Genomic DNA, 21,242 nt, shown 5'->3' on the forward strand with positions numbered 1-21,242 from the left:
ACTTTATTTCATAGATTTATATATTTCTTCTAATAAGCCTATATTCTTTTCTATTTTAAAAGATTCTTCAAAATATTTCCTTGAATTTACTCCCATTCTTTCTCTCTCCTCCTCATTATTAATTAATGTAAGTACTTTATCAACTATTTCATTCTTGTCTTTTTTTACTTTAAAACCATTAAAATTATCTTCAATTAAGTCTTTATTACCATCAACACTAGTAACTACGCAAGGCTTACCTAACGCTAATGCTTCAATAACTGCATATGGCAACCCTTCATATCTAGAGGTTGAAATGTATAAATCTGCTTGTTTTAAAATACTCAGAGCTTTTTTTCTCTCTATCCATTCAACTAATGTAATGTTACTTTCTAACTTTTTATTTTTTATTAACTCTTTAATTTTAACTAAAGAAGGCGAATAAAAACCAACCCCCAAAACAACTAAATGGATATCTTTTCTCTGTTTCTTAATTTCAACAATTGTATTAATTAATAACTCTGTGTTTTTTTGATATGACGGCCTACCAATTGTACATATATACTTTTGGGGTAAACTGTATCCAGATTCATTAACAACTACATTAGCAACATCTTCAATTGAGTTATTCCATAACAAGACATTTTTTTTATTAAAATTTAAATCATTTACAGTTCTATTATACTCTGATAAAGAGCAACACAACGTTTTAGCAGAAGAAAATTTAAACGCTTTTTCAATTTGCTTATATGTATGTTTTTTTAATTTAGAGTTTGTACTTAAATAGGAATATGCATGAGGAGTATATACTGTTGGTATTTTTAAATATGTTCCAACCAATCTTCCTAAAATGCCAGCTTTAGCACTATGACAATGAATAATGTCTGGTTTTATTTTTCTAATTTTTTTAATTATATCTATTAAGCATTTGATATCACTTAATGGTTTTATCTCTCTATTTAAATTAATATGAAACGTTTCTATTTTTTCTTCTAAACTGTTTTTAAAAGTGGTTATTTTATCATCTTTATTACACAACAGTACATTACAAAACTCTTCAGCTTGTAAGTGTTTAGTAAGTAATTGAATATAAACTCCAACACCCCCTATAGGTTTTGCTATATGAAGAATTTTAATCATTTAAAGTATTAAGGGTTTTATTCATTAAAAAACTTAGAGTAAAAAGAAAAAATAAAGACATTCCTTTTCCTCTAACTAAAATAGATTCGGTTGACATTATTATTATGAAAAAAATTATAAAAAGAACTGAATGATTTGGTGTTTCTTTTATAAAATAAAAAAGGAGGTATATAAAAAAAAGGAACCCGAAAATTCCTAAACCAATCATAAAATGTAAAAATTGATTATGTGAATTTATAGGATAAAAATGAATATACCCATCATTTTTTATTTTACTAGATATTTTAGTAGTTACATTTTGTATGCCAATACCAAATATATAGTGCTGTTTAAATTCATTAATAGTATATTTGGTAACTAAATATCTTCTATACATATTAAGCCAAGAGTTTTTTATAATTTCTTCTTTATCATTCTTAATACTAGATTTATAAATAGTCATAATTTGTTTTGTACCTTTCGTAAACCTAGCAGTTTTAGTAAACAAAAAAAACAAAGTAAATAATGAGAGCCCCAGTAAGAGTATTTTTTTATAAAATGAAATAGATAATTTTTTAAATATAATTATAATAACAATAACAATATTTGCTATCAAAGACATCCTAGCTCCAATATATGTTAATATTATTAAAAAGCATAAAAAAATAAAAAAATCAATGGTATATGATAAGTACTTTTCTTTATTTAAAAATAATATTAATAACAAAATATTTGCTGAGCCAACAAACATACCATAATAAACATGTGTTAAGTTTAAATACTTTGAAAAAAAAGGATTAATTGAAAGTGTAAGTTTATTCAAAAATAGATTAATAACTAATAATATTATTATTGAAACAAGTATTGAAGTAATAAAATATTTAATCGATTTAATAATAGAAAAATTAAACCCATTCTTTTTGATACAAATAAATAATAAAGGTATTAATAAATAGTATAAGTAGATATCGATTCCTTTTAAATATGGTTTAAAAATAACTGTGCTTAAAACAATTAAGCCGAATAATATCAAAACTAGTTTTTCTGGATAATATTTTTCAACTTTATTATTAATACGCTTCTGTTTTTTTTTAAAAAAAAGAAAGAATAATAACAAACTCAAAAGGATAATTTTATTCACTTCATTAGAAAAAATAGATGAATATATTAAAAGATAAAAATAATTGTAAAAAAAACACTTCTCACTAACCATTCCTTTTTTTAGTCTAAAAAATTGAATTGTTGTTAAAAACAACACAATAGGTAAAATAAAAGTATTAGTTCCCAAAAAGTTGAATGACACAGCTATAAAAAGCACCAAAGTATAAACATCTACTTTAGTATTAATGAAAAAATTATATTTAGTATTAATAATATTACTCAACTTTCTTTTTTTTAGAATCTAATGAAAAATCTTGATAATATAATGCTAAATAAATTATTGGAAAAAAACCCATTTTATGCCTAATAGCTGACCCTAAATCTGGTTCAAAAATTCCCTGCACAATAAAAAAAGAAAACAATATATAATAAACCCATAATTCATAATTGTTTTTCAATCCTTTTTTAAAGCTTTTCTCATATCTAATTAAAAGAATTATAAAAAGTAATGATTGCCATAAAACAAAAGCAATGATTTGTGGAGATAAATAATGCTTCAAACCATTTAATGGCAAGTTAACAGAAAAGAAACCATAAACTATTCCAAAACTTTCTCCATACCAAGATTCGGTATTAAGTGGTGAAATTATCATCGAATTACTAGCTTCACCATTCATTCTTAAAGCATTGAAACTTTCTCTAGTTTTTTGGGATATGAATTCTCCTTTTATAACTCCATAACTTAATGATACAAAAACAGCAGTCAATAACCCATAAAAAATAGTTGCTAGTTTTTTCTTTTTTATATTTACTTTACTAACAAGGTAAAAAATAACACTTAAAAAAGCAACTAACATATAATATTCCCTAAAAAAACTACCGAAAACTATTAATGATAATAACACAAAAATTATATTTTTTAACAAGTTGTCATTACTTTTCTTTAAAAGAAGAGCTATAAAAGTAATACATAAATAGTTTATAAATTCTTTGGTTGGCATGCATAAAAAAACAGCTATCATAATAAAACTTAAATAAGTTAATATATTTTTCACTCTTAACTTATCAAAATTTTTAGGCACACCTATTTTATAGGTCAGAAATGCTACTATAGAATATTGTATAATACCAATTAACGAAAAATGGAGTTCTTTTAATCCTGTTATCTTATAAAATAAAATTGTAAAAGGGTAACTACCTCTCCAACCTAATTCTTTATACTTATCATATAATATTATTTTAGTATCAAAAAAGAAACGTTCCGGTAAAACAAAAACCCCAACAACAGAGACAAATAACCCTAAAGTTATAAAAAAAGCAAAAGTAAGTTTTGATTTATTTACAATGATTCTCATCTATTATAGACCTTTTATATTTAAAAATTAAGAAAACAAAAGTTTTTCTATTTTCATAGAAATTGTTTCCCAAGAAAGATTTCTTTTCTTTTCTTTTAATTTTTGTTTTATTTCTTCACACTTCTTTGAATTACAAAACGCTTCCTTTATTACCTTCGCTAAGTCATATTCATCCACATCGCTCCAAAAACATTCATCATCACTTAATTGTTCTGAAAACCCACCAACCCTAGTACAAATCATTGGCTTTTCAGCAAAAATCCCTAATGCTATTACTCCAGATTGCGTTGCTTCTGTATAAGGTAATATTAATATGTCTGCCCAACTTAAAAGAGTTCCAATTTCTTCTTCTGAAAGATATTTATCAATAGTTTTAATTTTTTGACTTTTTAAAGTATTAAACGAGTAGGTACTTTTTCCAGCAATTATTAACTCATCAAAAAAAAGTGAAGATTTGACTGCACTATTCATTAACATTTCAACACCTTTATACCTATCTATTCTGCCTAAAAAAAGTAGATTTTTAGTATTTACTATTTGTTCTTTTTCTACAAAAAAAGAATTTTCTATAATAGGATGCGGAATTATATGACTTTTTTTTAAGTTATTATATTTATTCTCAACTAATCTTTTCACATAACTTGTTAGAAATATAAACTCTGTTGCATATTTTAATCTTATATACATTAATCCTTGAGTTATAATATTTTTTTCTCCTTTATGAAGAATACCGTCATGCACAGTAAAAACTATTTTTCTGTTTAATATTTTAAATAGTAAAATAAATGGCAAGTCCCAAAAATGCTTATATGGTAAATAAAGAACACTATACTCTTTATATATTTTAGGCATAAAAAATAAAAACTTAATAGGGAAATATATTAATGTATTTAAAATAAAGGTAAACTTATTTTTATATGTCTTTATTTCAATCGCATTAATTAATTTTCTTTTTTGAATTCTATCTTTAGATACTAATATATCAAAATTTTGATTTTTGAATCTTGAACTTATTTCCTCTCCATAAATAGGTAATGACCCAGTTCTTCCTAATGATAAAATCAATATCTTTTTCATAACTACGTTACCTAATAAACACTTTTAAACTGTCTTTTTTATAAACAACTATTGTTGCTAATATATTCCAAAAAAACAAACTACAACTAAAGGCTATCGCAGCACCCTCCATGCCATAAACTGGAATTAAGATTCTATTTAAAATAAAATTAATGACAACAGAACATATTAAAATATTTTGAAAATATTTCTGTTTTCCTGTCATATTTAAATAAACATTAACACTTCCAAATAAAGTACAAATACCTTGACTGACAACCATAATTAACAAAGCTCTGTTAGATGATTTATAGTTATTTCCAAATAAAAACAAAATGTCCTCAGAAAAAAAAACAATCATTAGTATTAATGGTAAAGACAAGAAAAAAATTAACCTAGAGCTTTTTTTTAACAAATTTTCTAGTTCTAAAAAACGTTTTGACTTGAATAGCTCAGCTATTTTTGATGATATATTAATATTAACAGTGTTTATTATCATTGATAATATTAACACAAACTTTACGGCTACACTATAATATGCTACAATTTCATCACTTCTATATTTCTTTAAAAAAATTATATCTATACTTAATAACAAGAAAAAACCCATGCTGCTTATTGCCATGGGGTATGAAGCTAAAAAAATTTCTTTTGTAAAAACATTTATTTCCTTCTTATAATTAGATATATCCTCCAGTTCTTTAATCTTTAAAAAAGATAATATTGTTGAGATAAAACCAACTAAAACAAATGATAGCAAAAAAAAAGTAATTAAGTACTCTTCTTTATTTATTAAAAATAATATTATTGCGCTTAGAAAAAAAGGAACATATTTTATTACATTTCTAAAAATTTCAGAAACAATAATCAAATCAAGGGCTCTAAAAAATTCTGTGTTTAATATTGTTAAACAATAAAAAAATAACACACATACTCCACTCAAAATCAACACATAAGTACTTTGATCTTCAAAAAAAGTAATAATCAATTGTTTTGCTACAATTATTACAATTGCTACAATTATAGATGTGATGAGTATAATTTTCATCATTCTAAAATATATATTTTTTATCTCTGTTAACTTGCCTTTGCTTTTTAACTTTCCAGAAAAATACAATATAGAATGGTCAGTCCCTAATAAACATAAACTACCTATTACTAATATAAATGATCTTACAAAATCATATTTCCCAACAATTTTAGCCTCGTAATTATTTGTTAAGAATAACGTTAAACCAAATAACAGGCAAACTCCCAAAACTCTAAAAAAAATAACTTTAATTATTTTATATGTGAAATTATCTCCTCTCATTGTTTTGTTTATACCACTCATACATTTTATCAATACCTTCCTCTAAAGCTACAGTATGTTTCCATCCTAATGAATGTATTTTTGTAACATCAGTGATTTTTCTCATAGTTCCATCGGGCTTACTAGTATTAAACAACAAACTCCCTTTAAACCCTATTCTCTTTTTAATAAGTACTGCTAAATCTTTAATAGATATTTCTTCTCCAGTACCAATATTAATATGCGTTTGTTCTGTTTTTTTATGATTTACTTTTTCCATTACAAACACACAAGCATCAGCCATATCATCACTCCACAAAAACTCTCGCTTGGGTTTACCTGATCCCCAAATTTCAACTTGCTGCTTTGTAATTCCAAATTTTGATAAGTAAACTAAAGCTTCATCTAAGTTAGCTACTCCTACGTTTTTAATAACTTCTTCTTCTTGATTATCTTCAAGTAATTTTGCTAAATAAATTTTCCTTATTAAGGCTGGTAAAACATGTGATTTTTCAAGATTAAAATTATCATTAGGCCCGTATAAATTAGTAGGCATTACAGAAATAAAATTAGTGTCATATTGAATATTATAATTTTCACACATTTTGATTCCTGCTATTTTTGCTATTGCATAAGGCTCATTAGTATATTCAAGACTACCTGTTAAAAGAGAGTTTTCTTTAATTGGTTGTTCGGTGTTTTTTGGATAAATACAAGTGCTCCCCAAAAACAACAATTTTTTTACATCATTAACATAACTTTGGTGAATTACATTATTTTGAATCATCAAATTGTCATAGATAAATTCAGCCCTATATGTATTATTAGCTATAATTCCACCAACTTTTGCCGCTGCTAAAAAAACAAACTCTGGTTTTTCACTTTTAAAAAAACCAGCAGTAGCTTGTTGATTTGTTAAGTCTAATTCTTCTTTTGTTTTAGTAATAATATTTACATAACCTTTTTCTAAAAGTCTTTTTAAAATGGCGCTTCCAACCAAACCTTTATGCCCTGCTACAAATATTTTAGCTAATTTATCCATTACTTTTAGCTCGACTTATTTACCAAGTTTTTATAGACTAATTTAATATCATTTTCCATCATTTCTCCTATCAAATTTTCAACAGAATATTCTGGAACCCACCCTAGTTTTTCTTTTGCCTTAGATGCATCACCTACTAATAAATCAACCTCAGTAGGTCTATAATAATGTGGATCAATACAAACAACTTCTTTCCCTTTTTCTATTTGATATTTAGGATTACTACAAGATTTTACATAGCCTCTTTCTTCTTTATCTTTTCCTTTAAATACAATTTCAACTCCAACTTCAGAAAAAGCTATTTTTACTAAATCTCTAACTGATGTAGTTTTTCCAGTTGCAATAATCCAATCTTCAGGCTTTTTAGCCTGTAATATCATCCACATCATTCGAACATAATCTTTAGCATGCCCCCAGTCTCTTCTGGCATTAAGATTCCCTAAATACACTTTCTCCTGTAACCCTAACGCTATTTTAGAAACTGCCCTTGTTATTTTTCTTGTAACAAAAGTTTCTCCTCTAATTGGTGATTCATGATTAAATAAAATCCCATTACAAGCATACAAACCATATGCTTCACGATAATTTACTGTGATCCAATAAGCATACATTTTTGCAACTCCGTATGGACTACGAGGGTAAAACGATGTTTTTTCTGTTTGCGGAACCTCTTGTACCTTACCAAATAATTCGGAAGTAGAAGCTTGATATATTTTTGTTTTCTTTTCTAAATTTAATATTTTAATCGCTTCTAATAATCGTAAAGTTCCTAAACCATTTGTGTTTGCTGTATATTCTGGTGTTTCAAAAGATACATGAACATGGCTCATTGCTGCTAAATTGTAAATTTCATCAGGTTGAACCTCTTGAATGATTCTGATTAAATTAGAAGCATCAACCATATCTCCATAATGTAAAAAAAGATTCCTTTTTTCTTCATGAGGGTCTTGATAAAGGTGATCTATACGATCTGTATTAAAACTAGAAGACCTTCTTTTTATTCCATGAACTTCGTAGTTTTTCTCTAACAAAAACTCTGTTAAATATGCTCCATCTTGCCCTGTTATACCTGTAATTAAGGCTACTTTTTTCATACCTATTAAAGATTTGGTAATTGCATGTCTTTATCAGATAGTTTTATCTCTATATCTAATAGATTCCAATCTATATTAAGGGTTTTATCATTATAAATAATACCTCCTTCAGACTCCTTATTGTAATAGTTATCACATTTATAAGCAAAAACCGTATTATTTTCTAATACCGAATACCCATGAGCAAAACCTCTTGGCACAAATAACTGTTTCTTATTTTCACCTGATAAAACAATTGAAAAATGTTGCCCATAAGTTTGAGAATTTTTTCTTAAATCTACAGCAACATCTAGTACTTTACCAGTAATAACTCTTACCAATTTAGCTTGTGCAAACTTTCCCTTTTGAAAATGTAGACCTCTAACAATTCCTTTATTTGAAAATGCTTCATTATCTTGAACAAAATTAAGATCAATACCTATTCCTTTCTTAAATTTTTCTTCATTAAAACTTTCAAAAAAATAACCTCTATTATCTTTAAACAACATTGGTTCTATTACTAAGCATCCTTCTAAAGGGGTTTGAACAATATTCATTAGTATTACTTTTTATAATTATAATTTTCTAAATATTTATTAAGCTTAATTAATAATAAATATAAAATCATTAATCCTAATGATAATAAAGCTAGTTGTACAGATCTGTTTTCAGAAACACCTTTAATTTCATAACCTATAGGTTGAAAATTAGATATGATATTCACAACCTCAGATTTTTCTGATTTCTCTTCACTTATTGTTTTAAGTTCCTTGTTAAGTTTTAATGTCGTTGTAAAAAGATCAAGCTCTTTACTATTTTTTCTAGTACTTCCTAAATCTATATTGGTGCCTTGTTTAGATGATTTTGCTTCTTCTAGAAGAACTTTTTTATAAATATGATGTAAAGAATCTGTTTGAGCTAAGTTTTTTCTTAATAAATTATCAGTTCTATTTAAATTCTCATTTGTTAGTTCTTTTAACTTATTAAAATAATTATTTTCTATTATTGAAGATATTATTACTTCGTCTAGCTTAGAAAACACATCATTCTTAGTTGATAAAACACTAATATTATGAACTTTGTAATTATATTTAGTAAACGTTCTTTTAAAATCTAAAAAAGAATAACTTTTCACTGTTAGGGTATCTATAGATAATATCAGTTCATCATATGTAGTTATAATATCATTTCCGTTTTCTATAGGTTCAATTGAAAATTTCTTTAATGATTTAGCTTCTTCTTCATTTAAATTAAAGGTTTTAGCTAGTAAGTTTTCATTTTTTTGCTTTACAAGATTGTTATAAAATTCAATGTTATTATATAATTGTCTTGCACTATCAAAGTTTGTTTGAACTAAAAGATTTGATCCAAACTTATTTTCTTCCTTTAATTCAATTACTAAACCAGCGATAGCACCAATAACAATAGTTATTCCTAACTTGATATAATTTTTCTTAAAGAAAAGAAGTATTAAAATGAAAAAATGAAAAAGGCCAGAAAAAACACTTCCTATAAAATTAAAAAAATTAGAAATACCCTTGCCTATTATTACAAACAAAGAGCCTAAATCAACTTCTTCTTCGTTTTTATTATTAGCCATGCTTTAAAAAATTTGTTCTATTATTTTTTCAGTTATTGCATAAGTAGGTGTTACTCCACTCATTCCTAATCCTCCCGAAGCTAATGTAGCTCCAGTTTCTAATGGGTTATCAGAAGCATAGTACGCATAACGAACTTTTACATTTTCTGAAATATTTCCTCTAATTTTAGAAGCAGATTGAATTGCTTTCTGGTAATGAGCTCCTTCCATTTCTAATCCTATAACATTCCATGTAGAGTCATGAAAAAATTTTAATAAGTCTTTATTCTGTAGTGAAGTTCCTAGTACAGAAACCATCGCTCCATCAAAAACCTCAACGCCATAACCTTCTAAATTATCTTTAGACAATTCATTTTCAAAAGGATAATTATCTGCAGTTCCTTCAAAAATATGAGATGATGGAATCATAATATCTCCCTTTCCTCCTTCTAAAATTCCTGCCTTTCCCATTATTGAAACAGATTCAACATCTAAATGTATCTTTCCTTCTCTTGTTTTATAAGGCTTTAAAAGCTCATCCATTGTTTCATATGCTTGTTCTCCAAAAGCATAATCCATAACAATAATAACTGGTTTTTTATTTATTGAATTTTCTTTCTTAAATGAAATAGTATTAAAGTCTATTTTATCAGTATCAATAATCTGAACATTAATATTCGTTCCAGAAGTATCCTTTATATAAATCAGCCCTTTTTCAGAAGCATATTGTTTAACCTTTGTTTGTAATGCTCCACTATCAGAATTACTTAACAATTCAAAAAGCTCAAAACCTTTATACTCTTTTGCTTTAGTTGGTAAAGCATTTTTAGCATAAATAGTATTCATTACACTATGCATGTTAGCACTTATTATATGTATTGGTCTATTTATTAAATCGTTTTCTAGTAAAGTTTTCTTTATGTTATTTGCCCAAATTTCTCCATAAAAATGATGTCCAATTTCTTCTATTAAAACTGAACTAAATTTTATGGATCTTTTTTGATCTAAAACCACTTCATTAATAGCTAATTTCCCTAACCAATAAATAAGGTGTAAAAAACGATTTGGATTTTCATCAGTAGCAAATGAGTTACATACATCATATACTTCATCGTAAGTTCTTCCTAAAATGTTACCTAAATGTACAATTATCACATCTTTTTCTTCATCTGTAAGTGTTTTATTATACAAAACAACCTCTTCAAGATGTATCCACTCTCTAATAAATTTTTCTCCAGAACCATCAATTGTAACTCTATCTTTTATTTTATGTGACTCAATAAATAGAAAAGTAAGGTGAGTAAGAATATCATATATTTCAGACCTTCCTCTAGTAATTTCAATGTTCATTTGGTCTTTATCAATACGATAGCAATTTCTCCTTCTTTTAGGAGGTACAATTGCTTTAAAATGTGAGTTTCTATAACCCTCATCAGCTGTTAAGTTGATAAATTGACATTCCTCTATTCCTTCTGGTAAACGCTCTATTACATAAATTAACCCATTTAATTCGGTTTTTTCTTCAGCTATAGATCCATAAATTTCTGGACGTAATGCTAAAAGTGATTTTCGTAAAGTTTCTCCAGAAATCCCCATTGGCTTATAAAATCCACGACTAAACAAATGCCTCATAGAAATGTATAATTTTTCTATTGCATTTGTTGACTCTTGCGCTCTCGTTCTTTCTTTCTGGTTTGGTTTCGACATAAATTTGTAATCAAATAAGTTATATAAACTACTCAGTTTTGAGTATTTTATTGTATCTGTTTTTATTTTTCAACAATGAAACTGCTTGCTTTATTGTTTTATCATTTTTTAATTGGTGTTTATACATTCCTTCTTTATAATAAGAAAGTTTTAATATTTCTTTTTCAATTTTTGCTAATAAAACATCTTTATTTTTTGTTATTTCTGTTACTTTTTGCTGTTGTAACTTTTTCAAAATATTATCATAATCTTTTTGTATACCAATTTTATTTTTTAAAGTTTTATAAGCTCTCTTGAACATTTTTTCTTCCTTTGTAACAAAAGAAGTATCGGTACTATATAAATATGTTTTGAACGTATTAAACTTTTGCGAATCAAATGAAAAATTTAAAGAGTCTACAGCTGTTTCTTTTTGAATATAATCAGTTGCAAAATTAAAAATAGCTCTTGATTTTAATAATGCTTTAGTTGTTTTGTTTTTTTCTGAATATTTTATTTTAATATCGGGAGTTACTCCACCACCATCATAAACTATTCTTCCATTCTGTGTTGTAAACTTATTAACTACCCCTTCAGAAAACTTTGGTACTTTTCCTGTTTTTGAATCTCTATTGGCATAATCCAATTCTTGAATACATCTTCCACTAGGTGTATAATATTTTGAAATTGTAGCTTTCATTTGGGTTCCATAATTCAACTTAAAATAGCGCTGCACCAATCCTTTTCCAAATGAACGTTCACCCATAACAACAGCCCTGTCATAATCTTGTAGCGCTCCAGAAACAATTTCAGAAGCTGAGGCTGATCTATCATCAATAAGAACAACCACGGGCATTTCAACATCTAATGGTTCTCTATTTGTTTTATATGTTCTACTATTCTTTTTAATCTTCCCCCTTGTATCAACCACTTTTTCCCCTTTAGGTATAAACAAGTTTGTAATGTTTACTGCATCAAAAAGTGAACCTCCAGGATTACTTCTTAAATCAAACACTAACTTGTTCATTCCTTTTTCTTTCAACTTTTTAATTGCTTTTGCTACTTCCTCAGTAGCTTTCTGACTCGTAAATTGAGTTAAAACAACATATCCAGTTTCTTTGTCAATCATGTCATAAAAAGGCACTGGATTTACTATAATCTTATCTAATTTAAGTTTAACATTTATATTTTCTCCTTTTCTATTTACTTTTAATATAAGTTCTTTGTTAGGGGTTCCTTTCAGTACTTGAGAAAGCTGACTTCTTTCAAGATTTTTTAAATCTTGGCCATTAACATTTATAATAATATCTCCTGCTTTTAAAGCTGCTTTGTCGGCAGAAAAGCCTTTATATATTTCTGATAAAACAATTCCTTTTTTAGTATAATACGATGTAACACCTATACCACCATATTCACCCTCTCTTCGTATTCTTGCATCTTCAACATCCTGTTCGTTATAAAAATTAGTATATGGATCTAAGCTTATAAGTGTGTTTTTAATAGCTTTATCTGTTACATCTCCAGGATTTATTTCATCAATGTAATTGATATTTAATATTTTAAATAGATTGTTATATATTTCTATTTGTTTCGCTATCTCAAAGAAACGAGATTGAAACGAAAATAAAATTCCAATAATAACTATGCTTCCTAAAAAAAGTACTTTTCTATTTTTCATTTGTATTAATTTCTGCTACAAAAAGCGACATTAATTTACTCATTTTCTCTTCAATATCTTCATATTTCCACTCTTCTCTTGCAATATAAGAAATCATATACACATATGGTTTTTTAGCTTCCGAATACACCATTCCTTTTTCCCTACGGTAGCTTTCTCTTAATAAGCGTTTAATTCTATTTCTATCTACTGCCCTTTTAAAATTACGCTTGGGCACAGACATTCCTACTTGAGCAGGGTATTTAGAAGTGTGTTCTGTTTGTATATAAACCATTCTCAAAGGAAAAACCCTAATAGATTTCCCTTCTTCATATAACTTACCTATAAGTTTCCTACTTTTTAATCGCTCCTCTTTTCCTAAAGTAAATCTCATCATATACAAACATACGTAAACCTATAGGAATAACCATTTTTTTGAGTATTTTTGAGGAAATCATTTTTAAAAATCACCACAACTATTTTATAAATATCATTTACTAACTCATATTGTAATCTTTATAATTAGTAAGTAAAAAAATTAAAAAAACAAACACATATGAAACCAGACTTATTTCAAGCTCCTGATTACTACCAAGTTGATGATTTATTAACCGATGAGCATAAGTTAATTCGTGATACTGCTCGAGAATGGGTAAAGAAAAATGTATCTCCTATTATTGAAGATGCTGCTCAAAATGCTAAATTTCCTGAACAATTAGTTGGTGGTTTAGCTGAAGTAGGAGCTTTTGGACCCTACATTCCTGCTGAATACGGAGGTGCTGGGTTAGACCAAATTTCTTATGGTTTAATAATGCAAGAATTAGAACGAGGTGATAGTGGTATTCGTTCAACTGCTTCAGTGCAGTCTTCTTTAGTTATGTGGCCTATTTTTAATTACGGAAACGAAGAACAAAAAAGAAAATATTTGCCAAAATTAGCAAGCGGTGAATGGATGGGGTGCTTTGGTTTAACTGAACCAAACCATGGGTCAAATCCTGGAGGTATGGAAACGAAATTTAAAGATATGGGTGACCATTATTTATTAAATGGTGCTAAAATGTGGATTTCTAATGCTCCTATTGCTGATGTGGCAGTAGTTTGGGCTAAAAATGAAGAAGGCAGAATTCACGGACTCGTTGTAGAACGTGGTATGGAAGGTTTTACTACTCCTGAAACTCATAACAAATGGTCATTAAGAGCTTCTATTACTGGAGAATTAATTTTTGACAATGTAAAAGTTCCTAAAGAAAATCTATTACCAAAAAAATCAGGACTTGGTGCTCCTTTACAATGTTTAGACTCTGCTCGATATGGTATTGCTTGGGGTGCTATTGGTGCAGCTATGGATTGTTATGATACTGCCTTACGTTATGCTAAAGAGCGTACACAATTTGGTAAACCAATTGGACAGTTTCAATTACAACAAAAAAAATTAGCTGAAATGATTACCGAGATTACTAAAGCTCAATTATTAACATGGCGTTTAGGAGTTTTAAAAAATGAGGGTCGTGCTACATCTGCACAAATTTCAATGGCTAAACGTAATAATGTAGATATGGCTATAAACATTGCTCGTGAAGCCAGACAAGTTTTAGGAGCTATGGGTATTTCGGGAGACTATTCTATAATGCGTCACTCTATGAACCTAGAAAGTGTTATTACTTATGAAGGAACACATGATGTGCATTTATTAATTACAGGTTTAGATATTACTGGTTTAAATGCTTTTAAATAAAACTAAAAAGAAGTGTTCTAAAAAGAAAAACAACTCGGGCTTTTAGAACACTTCTTACAATCAACTATTAAAAATCACTAAATAATAGTTACCCTTTCTTTTTACCACTATTCATAAAAATTAGTAGAGTAGCTATTAAGCCTAAACTAACAATACCAAAAACAATCAACATAATAGTTCCATTTGTCCATGAAACTGCAGGAATATTAACTAATTGTATCATATCGTAAACTTTTATACAAAGGTAAATACAATGAAAAGGTTAGAATATGACTTTTATCAGGATTTGGAAAATTTTGTTTTTAATCCATCAATGCTTTCTTGATTTTTTTCCTCCCAATAAGCTTCAATTCCATCTTTCCCTTTATCTTCAGCCCATTCATTTAACTGATTTCGTTCACCTAAATATTCATAAAAAGGTATAGAAGAACCACAGGAAGTTTGTGCAGATATTATTTCTACTACAAATATTTGACGTGTACCTGGTAGCTTTGGAAACAAGTTTACATAAGTATTCCAATCATTATCTTTTTCTTGTATCTCTGTTGCTTCTCCATACAACCTAAGAATATTAGGAGCTCCTTCAAAAGCACAAAACATAATTGTTATGCGATTATTTTCGATTAAATGTGCAGAGGTTTCATTACCACTTCCAGTAACACTTAACCAAGCAACTTTATTTTCATCCAAAATTCTAAAGGTATCCATTCCTTTAGGAGATAAATTAATTCTTCCTTCTTTAGGTGCTGTAGCAACAAAAAACATTTTTTGGTTTTCAATAAACTTTTGAAGTCTGTTTGTAATTTTTTTATAAAACTTAGCCATAGTTTAACTGTTTAATCTTTTTAAAAAATTGATTTTAAATTTTTGTCCAATAGGTATTTTTTTTGAACCAATAGTAACTTGATTTCCTTCAACAAAGTCTAATTTACTTTGATTTATAATATATGATTTATGAATTTGCATATATTTATTATCTGGTAATAATGAAAGTATATTTCTAAGTGTTTTATAACTCACCAAAACTTTATCTTTTGTATATATTTTAATATAATCTCCTAACGCTTCAACAAATAAAATATCATTTACTTTTAGTTGGTATAGTTTCTTATCTGATTTAATAATTATAAACTCTTTTTCTAAAACTAGTTTATTTTTTACTTTTTGAACTGCTTTTAAAAACCGTTCAAATGAAAATGGTTTTAATAAATAATCTATTGCATTAACATCAAATCCTTCTATTGCATACTCAGAATAGGCTGTAGTAAAAATAACTAAAGGAGGGTTTTTTAACATTTTATAAAATGCAATTCCCGACAAGTTAGGCATATTTATATCTAGAAAAAGAAGATCAACCTTAGTTTCTTTCAAAAACGTCATTGCATCAACTGCATCATTACAAATTCCTGCTATCTCTAAAAAATCAACATCTCCTATAAGATGTTTAAGTATGTTTTGTGAAGATGGTTCATCATCTATAATAACGCATTGTATTTTCATTATTTTAAATCTATTACAAGTTTAACCTTATAAGTTTCATTTGTTTTTTCAATTGTTAATTCATGTTTGTTTGGATATAGTATTGCTAAATTTTCTTTTATGTTTTTTACACCAATACCATTATACTCTTCTGTATACTTTAAATTATTCGCTTTGAAATTATTCTCTATCTCAAATAATAAAACATTTTTATTAAATTCTAAATTAATAATTACAAAAGGGTTATTTATATTGCTTTTTAATCCATGTTTAAAACTATTTTCAACTAATGGCAATAACAACATTGGTTGTATTTCTGAATCCGTATCAATATTGGATATAAATTTAATTGTTGAATTTACAGTGTGCCTGTTTTTTTCAAATGCTATATAATTTTCAATTAATTCCTTTTCTTTTTCTATTGTTGTTTTTCTTTCAGAGTCATACAATACATATCTTAAAATATTAGATAATTGCAACGTAGCTTCTGTAACTTCTTTATTTTTCCCTACAGATAATGAATATAAAACATTGAGTGAATTAAACAAAAAATGAGGATTTATTTGCCCTTTTAAAACCTTTAACCGCTCTTCAATTTCTCTTCTTTCATTTTGATTATAGTGTATCCAATCTTCTAACAATTTAAAAAATGTAGCAATTAAAGAAACAGCAGCAAAAACAATAAGCGTTTGTACGTCATTATAATATGAAATGAAATAATAATCAGTGAAAATCTTATCGATTATTAACTGGTGAAATTGAATATTAAGATATGAAAATAATGATATTATTATTATTGATAAAATTACAAATACCACATACTTCTCTTTTTTAAGAAACTTAGGCACCAAATAATAGATTAATAAACTTACTGGAGGAATTAAAGTAAGTAAATAACTAACCACATAAATAAAATCAATTTTTTTTAAAGGGAAATCAGCAAACAAAAACAGTATTACAAAAAATAAAAGCACCCATAATAAAAGGTTAAATATCCATTTATTATGATGTGCTTTATATCTATTTAATGAATTCTTATTCATTATACTTTAGTCAATGTAAATTTAATTAAGGTTTCCCATTTTTTTGAGGCATTAGAAACAATATATTTTTCAACAAACTTCTGTAATTCTTTTGATGAAGCCGTAAGTAAATATTTGTCGTTTAACAAGCCTATTTTTTCATGTTTGATTTTAATTTTACCTTCTTTAAAAAGATCTTCTATTCTATCTTCATCAAACCATTTAATTTTTATACTTCCATTTGAAGACACATCAAACTTAACTAATGAATGCGCATACACAATATGACTAAATGTTAATGAGTTAATACCTCCACTATCATAATCAACAGGAATAAAATCTAAAAAAAGTTGGTCTTTAATCTTAAATGGAGTAGCAATAAAAAAAGCTTCTTTTCCTTTTTTTTCAAAAGACACAAAGTAAGAATTCTTATATAAGCTTATTAACTGCTTGTCTTCTTTAGATACTTTTCCTTTATATCCTTTTAATATTTCACTTTCAAAGGTTTTTACCTCCCATTTTCCTTTTTCATTGTCTTTCCATTTTCCTAAAAACTCTTCAGTAAAACTAATTGTCTCTTTAGTATAAAAAGGCGATAATGATTTTACAACACACGAGTTTAAAAAAAATAAAATTGCAAGTGAACAAATTATACTTCTAATTTTCATAAAATTATATTTTAAAATTCTTTGTTCAAAAGAAAAATATTAAACACTTAATACCTATTTTTTTCGATAACCTTGTTCATTTTCTCGGTGAAAAATTAAACCTAATCTATCCAGTTTTTAGTTCTTTCTACAGCTTTTTGCCACTTTTTATATAACCTGTCTCTTTTTTCTTCTGAAAACGTAGGTGTAAACTCTTTATTAATTTTCTTTCTATTAATAATATCTTCTTGTTTCCAAAGTCCTACATAAATTCCGGCTAAATATGCTGCTCCCATTACTGTTGTTTCTATAATCTCTGGTCTTTCAACAGGTACATTTAATATATCAGATTGAAATTGCATTATTAAATCATTTGCACAAGCGCCTCCATCAACTTTCAATGATGTTAAACCAACCTCACTATCTTTTTGCATTACGTTTAATACATCTTTAGTTTGGTAAGCTAATGATTCTAACGTGGCTTTAATTAAATGGTTTTTTCCTGTATCACGTGTTAAACCAAATACAGCTCCTCGTGCATACATATCCCAATAAGGCGCCCCTAAACCAGCAAAAGCAGGTACAACATATACCGGGTTTTCACCAGTAACTTGTTTTGCAAATTCCTCACTCTCTTTAGCGCTTTTAATAATATCCAATCCATCTCTTAACCATTGAATCGCTGAGCCAGCAACAAATACACTTCCTTCTAACGCGTAATACACCTTATCATCAATACCCCAAGCAATCGTAGTTAACAATCCATTTTTAGAAAATTCTATATTCTCTCCAGTATTTAATAACATAAAGCATCCGGTACCATAAGTATTTTTAGCCTCTCCTTTATTAAAACATGCTTGCCCAAAAAGCGCGGCTTGTTGATCTCCAGCGATTCCTGCTATAGGAATTTGAATATTATTTAAATTAAAGTTTCCAAAATGATATGATGATGGTTTTACTTCAGGAAGCATTGTAGTTGGAATATCTAATTCTTCTAAAATTTTAGTATCCCAACAAAGGTTTTTTATATCATAAAGCATTGTGCGAGAAGCATTACTATAATCTGTGGCATGCACCTTACCATTAGTTAAATTCCAAAGTAACCAAGTGTCAATTGTTCCAAACAAAAGATTTCCTTTTTCAGCTTCATCTTTTGCTCCTTCAACATGATTTAATATCCAATGTATTTTTGTTGCAGAAAAATAGCTATCTATAATTAACCCTGTTGTTTTACGAACATGGTTTTCTAATCCTTTTTCTTTTAACTTTTCGCAAATATTTGCAGTACGTTTATCTTGCCAAACAATAGCATTATATATTGGTTTTCCTGTGTTTTTATTCCAAACAACTGTGGTTTCTCGTTGATTGGTTATTCCAATCCCTGCTACTTCTGAAGCTTTTATATTTGTTTGTTGTAATACTTTTTTTAATGTTGTTAGTTGAGACTCTAAAATCTCTTCTGCGTTATGTTCTACCCAACCAGGTTCTGGAAAAACTTGAGTAAACTCTTGCTGATTCATTCCTATTATTTCTCCTTCTTCATTAATAACAACTGTACGAGAACTCGTAGTTCCTTGATCTAAAGCTATAATATACTTTTTTGCCATTCTAGGTATTGGGTTAAAAACAGCAATTTACAATATATCCTTTTTAAAAATAAAAAAACCTTCTAGAATTCATCTAGAAGGCTTTGGAGTCACCGTTAAGTGGTTTTTAATGTTTAAGTGCATAACTTGCACCTTTACCTAGTTCAGCTAAAGCTGACATAAAACCCACAAAGGCGTCGTTTGCTTTTTTTACTAAAGTTTTCCCCATTTTAATAAAATTTAAATTTCCCTTAAGTTTTTGTGCTTAAATAAACACGTTACAAATGTATACTTGATTACTAGGGTAAAAAAGGGGTTTCCCGCATGTAAATCTGTAATTTTCCGCAACAAGTATATTTCTTTATAAAAATTAAACTAGAAGAATTTTTGAATTTTTATTCACTTAAAATACAATACATTATATTAGATTTATTATAAAAAAGACAAAACCTTCTAGAACTTATCCAGAAGGTTTGTTTTCCCCTTAAATCATCTGCTCATAATAATGAGTGACATGGCAAATATACTTGCAAATTCAGTGCCAGAAAAGGGGATGTCCGCATCTAAAAATGTAGCTTTCCGTAACTGTTATTTTTTATATAAAATAAAACCCCCTAGAGTTCTTCTAGGAGGTTTTACAATGAATATTAATTTAATTTTAGTGTTTAAGTGCGTAGCTCGCTCCTTTTCCTAAATCGGCTAAACTTTCTAATAAATTAACTAATACTTCATTTGCTTTTTTAAGTAACATTTTTCCCATTTTTCTAAATTTTTTAATTTCCCTTGTTTTTTGTGTTTAAATAAACAACACTACAAATATATACCTGATTATCAATATCTAAAAGGGGATGTCCGTGCATAAAAACGTGATTTTCCGTAACTTACATTTTCATTAACCTTCAAATAAAAAAACTGCCTTGTATAATTCATAGTCTTTAGATGTAATCTATTATATATAAAAGACAAAACCTCCTAGAACTTATCCAGAAGGTTTGTTTTCCCCTTAAATCATCTGCTCATAATAATGAGTGACATGGCAAATGTACTTGCAAATTCAGTGCCAGAAAAGGGGATGTCCGCATCTAAAAATGTAGCTTTCCGTAACTGTTATTTTTTATATAAAATAAAACCTCCTAGAGTTCTTCTAGGAGGTTTTATAATGAATATTAATTTAATTTTAGTGTTTAAGTGCGTAGCTCGCTCCTTTTCCTAAATCGGCTAAACTTTCTAATAAATTAACTAATACTTCATTTGCTTTTTTAAGTAACATTTTTCCCATTTTTCTAAATTTTTTAATTTCCCTTGTTTTTTGTGTTTAAATAAACAACACTACAAATATATACCTGATTATCAATATCTAAAAGGGGATATCCGTGCATAAAAACGTGATTTTCCGTAACTTACATTTTCATTAACCTTCAAATAAAAAAACTGCCTTGTATAATTCATAGTCTTTAGATGTAATCTATTATATATAAAAGACAAAACCTCCTAGAACTTTATCTAGAAGGTTTGTTTTCCCCTTAAATCATCTGCTCATAATAATGAGTGACATGACAAATGTACTTGCAAATTCAGTGCCAGAAAAGGGGATGTCCGCATCTAAAAATGTAGCTTTCCGTAACTAAAATTATTCTCTTTATGTATATCTATAAAATGACAAAACCTTCTAGACAGCTGTGCCAGAAGGTTTGTTTTCCCCTTAAATATCCGCTCATAAAAATGAGTGATGCAACAAATATAGTACTGGTTAACAAGTTTATAAAGGGGTTTTCCGCAGAAAAAAATGCGGTTTTCCGCAAAACAAGCTCTTAATTGATTTTAAATCAGGTTTT

The 21,242-nt window shown here is 27.5% G+C and carries 19 protein-coding genes; 1 reads left to right on the plus strand and 18 read right to left on the minus strand.

What is annotated here, in order from left to right; all coding sequences use genetic code 11:
- Positions 1–3 precede the first annotated feature (3 nt).
- From BLV71_RS04840 to rnpA, 12 genes are all read right to left on the minus strand, one after another.
- The gene (locus BLV71_RS04840; RefSeq protein WP_093869456.1) at positions 4–1,119 is read right to left on the minus strand and encodes a glycosyltransferase; all 1,116 of its coding nucleotides are present in this window, start codon (positions 1,117–1,119) and stop codon (positions 4–6) included.
- Positions 1,112–2,311, minus strand: a complete 1,200-nt coding sequence (locus BLV71_RS19000; protein WP_369813933.1) for an O-antigen ligase family protein — start codon at positions 2,309–2,311, stop codon at positions 1,112–1,114. Before BLV71_RS19000 ends, BLV71_RS04840 begins: the two co-directional genes overlap by 8 nt.
- 163 nt (positions 2,312–2,474) lie before the next feature.
- Positions 2,475–3,554, minus strand: coding sequence for a hypothetical protein (locus BLV71_RS04850; protein WP_093869458.1), 1,080 nt, complete (start codon positions 3,552–3,554; stop codon positions 2,475–2,477).
- 27 nt (positions 3,555–3,581) lie between these two features.
- The gene (locus tag BLV71_RS04855; RefSeq protein WP_093869459.1) at positions 3,582–4,631 is read right to left on the minus strand and encodes a glycosyltransferase family 4 protein; all 1,050 of its coding nucleotides are present in this window, start codon (positions 4,629–4,631) and stop codon (positions 3,582–3,584) included.
- Between the two features lie 7 nt (positions 4,632–4,638).
- Positions 4,639–5,943 carry an MATE family efflux transporter gene (locus tag BLV71_RS04860; RefSeq protein WP_093869460.1) on the minus strand — a complete coding sequence of 435 codons (1,305 nt, stop codon included), beginning with the start codon at positions 5,941–5,943 and terminating at the stop codon, positions 4,639–4,641.
- A complete protein-coding gene (locus tag BLV71_RS04865; protein WP_093869461.1) occupies positions 5,909–6,943 on the minus strand; it encodes a GDP-L-fucose synthase family protein in 1,035 nt (344 codons plus the stop codon). The genes BLV71_RS04860 and BLV71_RS04865 overlap by 35 nt, the downstream gene beginning before the upstream one ends.
- Positions 6,944–6,948: 5 nt before the next feature.
- Complete coding sequence (gene gmd, locus BLV71_RS04870; protein ID WP_093869462.1) at positions 6,949–8,037, minus strand: GDP-mannose 4,6-dehydratase; 1,089 nt, start codon at positions 8,035–8,037, stop codon at positions 6,949–6,951.
- Positions 8,038–8,042: 5 nt separating this feature from the next.
- Complete coding sequence (rfbC, locus tag BLV71_RS04875) at positions 8,043–8,573, minus strand: dTDP-4-dehydrorhamnose 3,5-epimerase (protein WP_093869463.1); 531 nt, start codon at positions 8,571–8,573, stop codon at positions 8,043–8,045.
- Between the two features lie 5 nt (positions 8,574–8,578).
- Positions 8,579–9,616: a hypothetical protein gene (locus tag BLV71_RS04880; protein WP_093869464.1), complete on the minus strand. Its 1,038-nt coding sequence runs from the start codon at positions 9,614–9,616 to the stop codon at positions 8,579–8,581.
- A 3-nt stretch (positions 9,617–9,619) separates the two neighbouring features.
- Positions 9,620–11,302 carry a DUF6909 family protein gene (locus BLV71_RS04885; RefSeq protein WP_093869465.1) on the minus strand — a complete coding sequence of 561 codons (1,683 nt, stop codon included), beginning with the start codon at positions 11,300–11,302 and terminating at the stop codon, positions 9,620–9,622.
- Between the two features lie 28 nt (positions 11,303–11,330).
- Complete coding sequence (locus BLV71_RS04890) at positions 11,331–12,959, minus strand: S41 family peptidase (protein WP_093869466.1); 1,629 nt, start codon at positions 12,957–12,959, stop codon at positions 11,331–11,333.
- Positions 12,949–13,335: a ribonuclease P protein component gene (gene rnpA / locus BLV71_RS04895; RefSeq protein ID WP_233487127.1), complete on the minus strand. Its 387-nt coding sequence runs from the start codon at positions 13,333–13,335 to the stop codon at positions 12,949–12,951. Before rnpA ends, BLV71_RS04890 begins: the two co-directional genes overlap by 11 nt.
- Before the next feature lie 159 nt (positions 13,336–13,494).
- Between rnpA and BLV71_RS04900 the strand changes: the two genes are divergently transcribed.
- Positions 13,495–14,673 (plus strand): acyl-CoA dehydrogenase family protein, encoded by a 1,179-nt coding sequence (locus BLV71_RS04900; RefSeq protein WP_093869468.1) that lies wholly within the window; start codon positions 13,495–13,497, stop codon positions 14,671–14,673.
- 88 nt (positions 14,674–14,761) lie between these two features.
- Here the strand turns inward: BLV71_RS04900 and BLV71_RS18810 are convergent, their stop codons facing one another.
- From BLV71_RS18810 to glpK, 6 genes are all read right to left on the minus strand, one after another.
- A complete protein-coding gene (locus tag BLV71_RS18810; RefSeq protein WP_255405118.1) occupies positions 14,762–14,896 on the minus strand; it encodes a hypothetical protein in 135 nt (44 codons plus the stop codon).
- A 56-nt stretch (positions 14,897–14,952) separates the two neighbouring features.
- Positions 14,953–15,498, minus strand: coding sequence for a pyridoxamine 5'-phosphate oxidase family protein (locus BLV71_RS04905; RefSeq protein WP_093869469.1), 546 nt, complete (start codon positions 15,496–15,498; stop codon positions 14,953–14,955).
- Positions 15,499–15,501: 3 nt separating this feature from the next.
- The gene (locus BLV71_RS04910) at positions 15,502–16,173 is read right to left on the minus strand and encodes a LytR/AlgR family response regulator transcription factor (RefSeq protein ID WP_218131766.1); all 672 of its coding nucleotides are present in this window, start codon (positions 16,171–16,173) and stop codon (positions 15,502–15,504) included.
- Positions 16,173–17,195, minus strand: a complete 1,023-nt coding sequence (locus BLV71_RS04915; RefSeq protein WP_093869470.1) for a sensor histidine kinase — start codon at positions 17,193–17,195, stop codon at positions 16,173–16,175. The genes BLV71_RS04910 and BLV71_RS04915 overlap by 1 nt, the downstream gene beginning before the upstream one ends.
- Entirely contained in the window at positions 17,195–17,842 is a 648-nt protein-coding gene (locus BLV71_RS04920; RefSeq protein WP_093869471.1) for a hypothetical protein, read from the minus strand. Before BLV71_RS04920 ends, BLV71_RS04915 begins: the two co-directional genes overlap by 1 nt.
- A gap of 101 nt (positions 17,843–17,943) precedes the next feature.
- Positions 17,944–19,428, minus strand: coding sequence for a glycerol kinase GlpK (gene glpK / locus BLV71_RS04925; protein ID WP_093869472.1), 1,485 nt, complete (start codon positions 19,426–19,428; stop codon positions 17,944–17,946).
- Positions 19,429–21,242 lie beyond the last annotated feature (1,814 nt).

Origin of the sequence: Tenacibaculum sp. MAR_2010_89 (assembly GCF_900105985.1) — a bacterium.
GTDB lineage: Bacteria > Bacteroidota > Bacteroidia > Flavobacteriales > Flavobacteriaceae > Polaribacter > Polaribacter halocynthiae.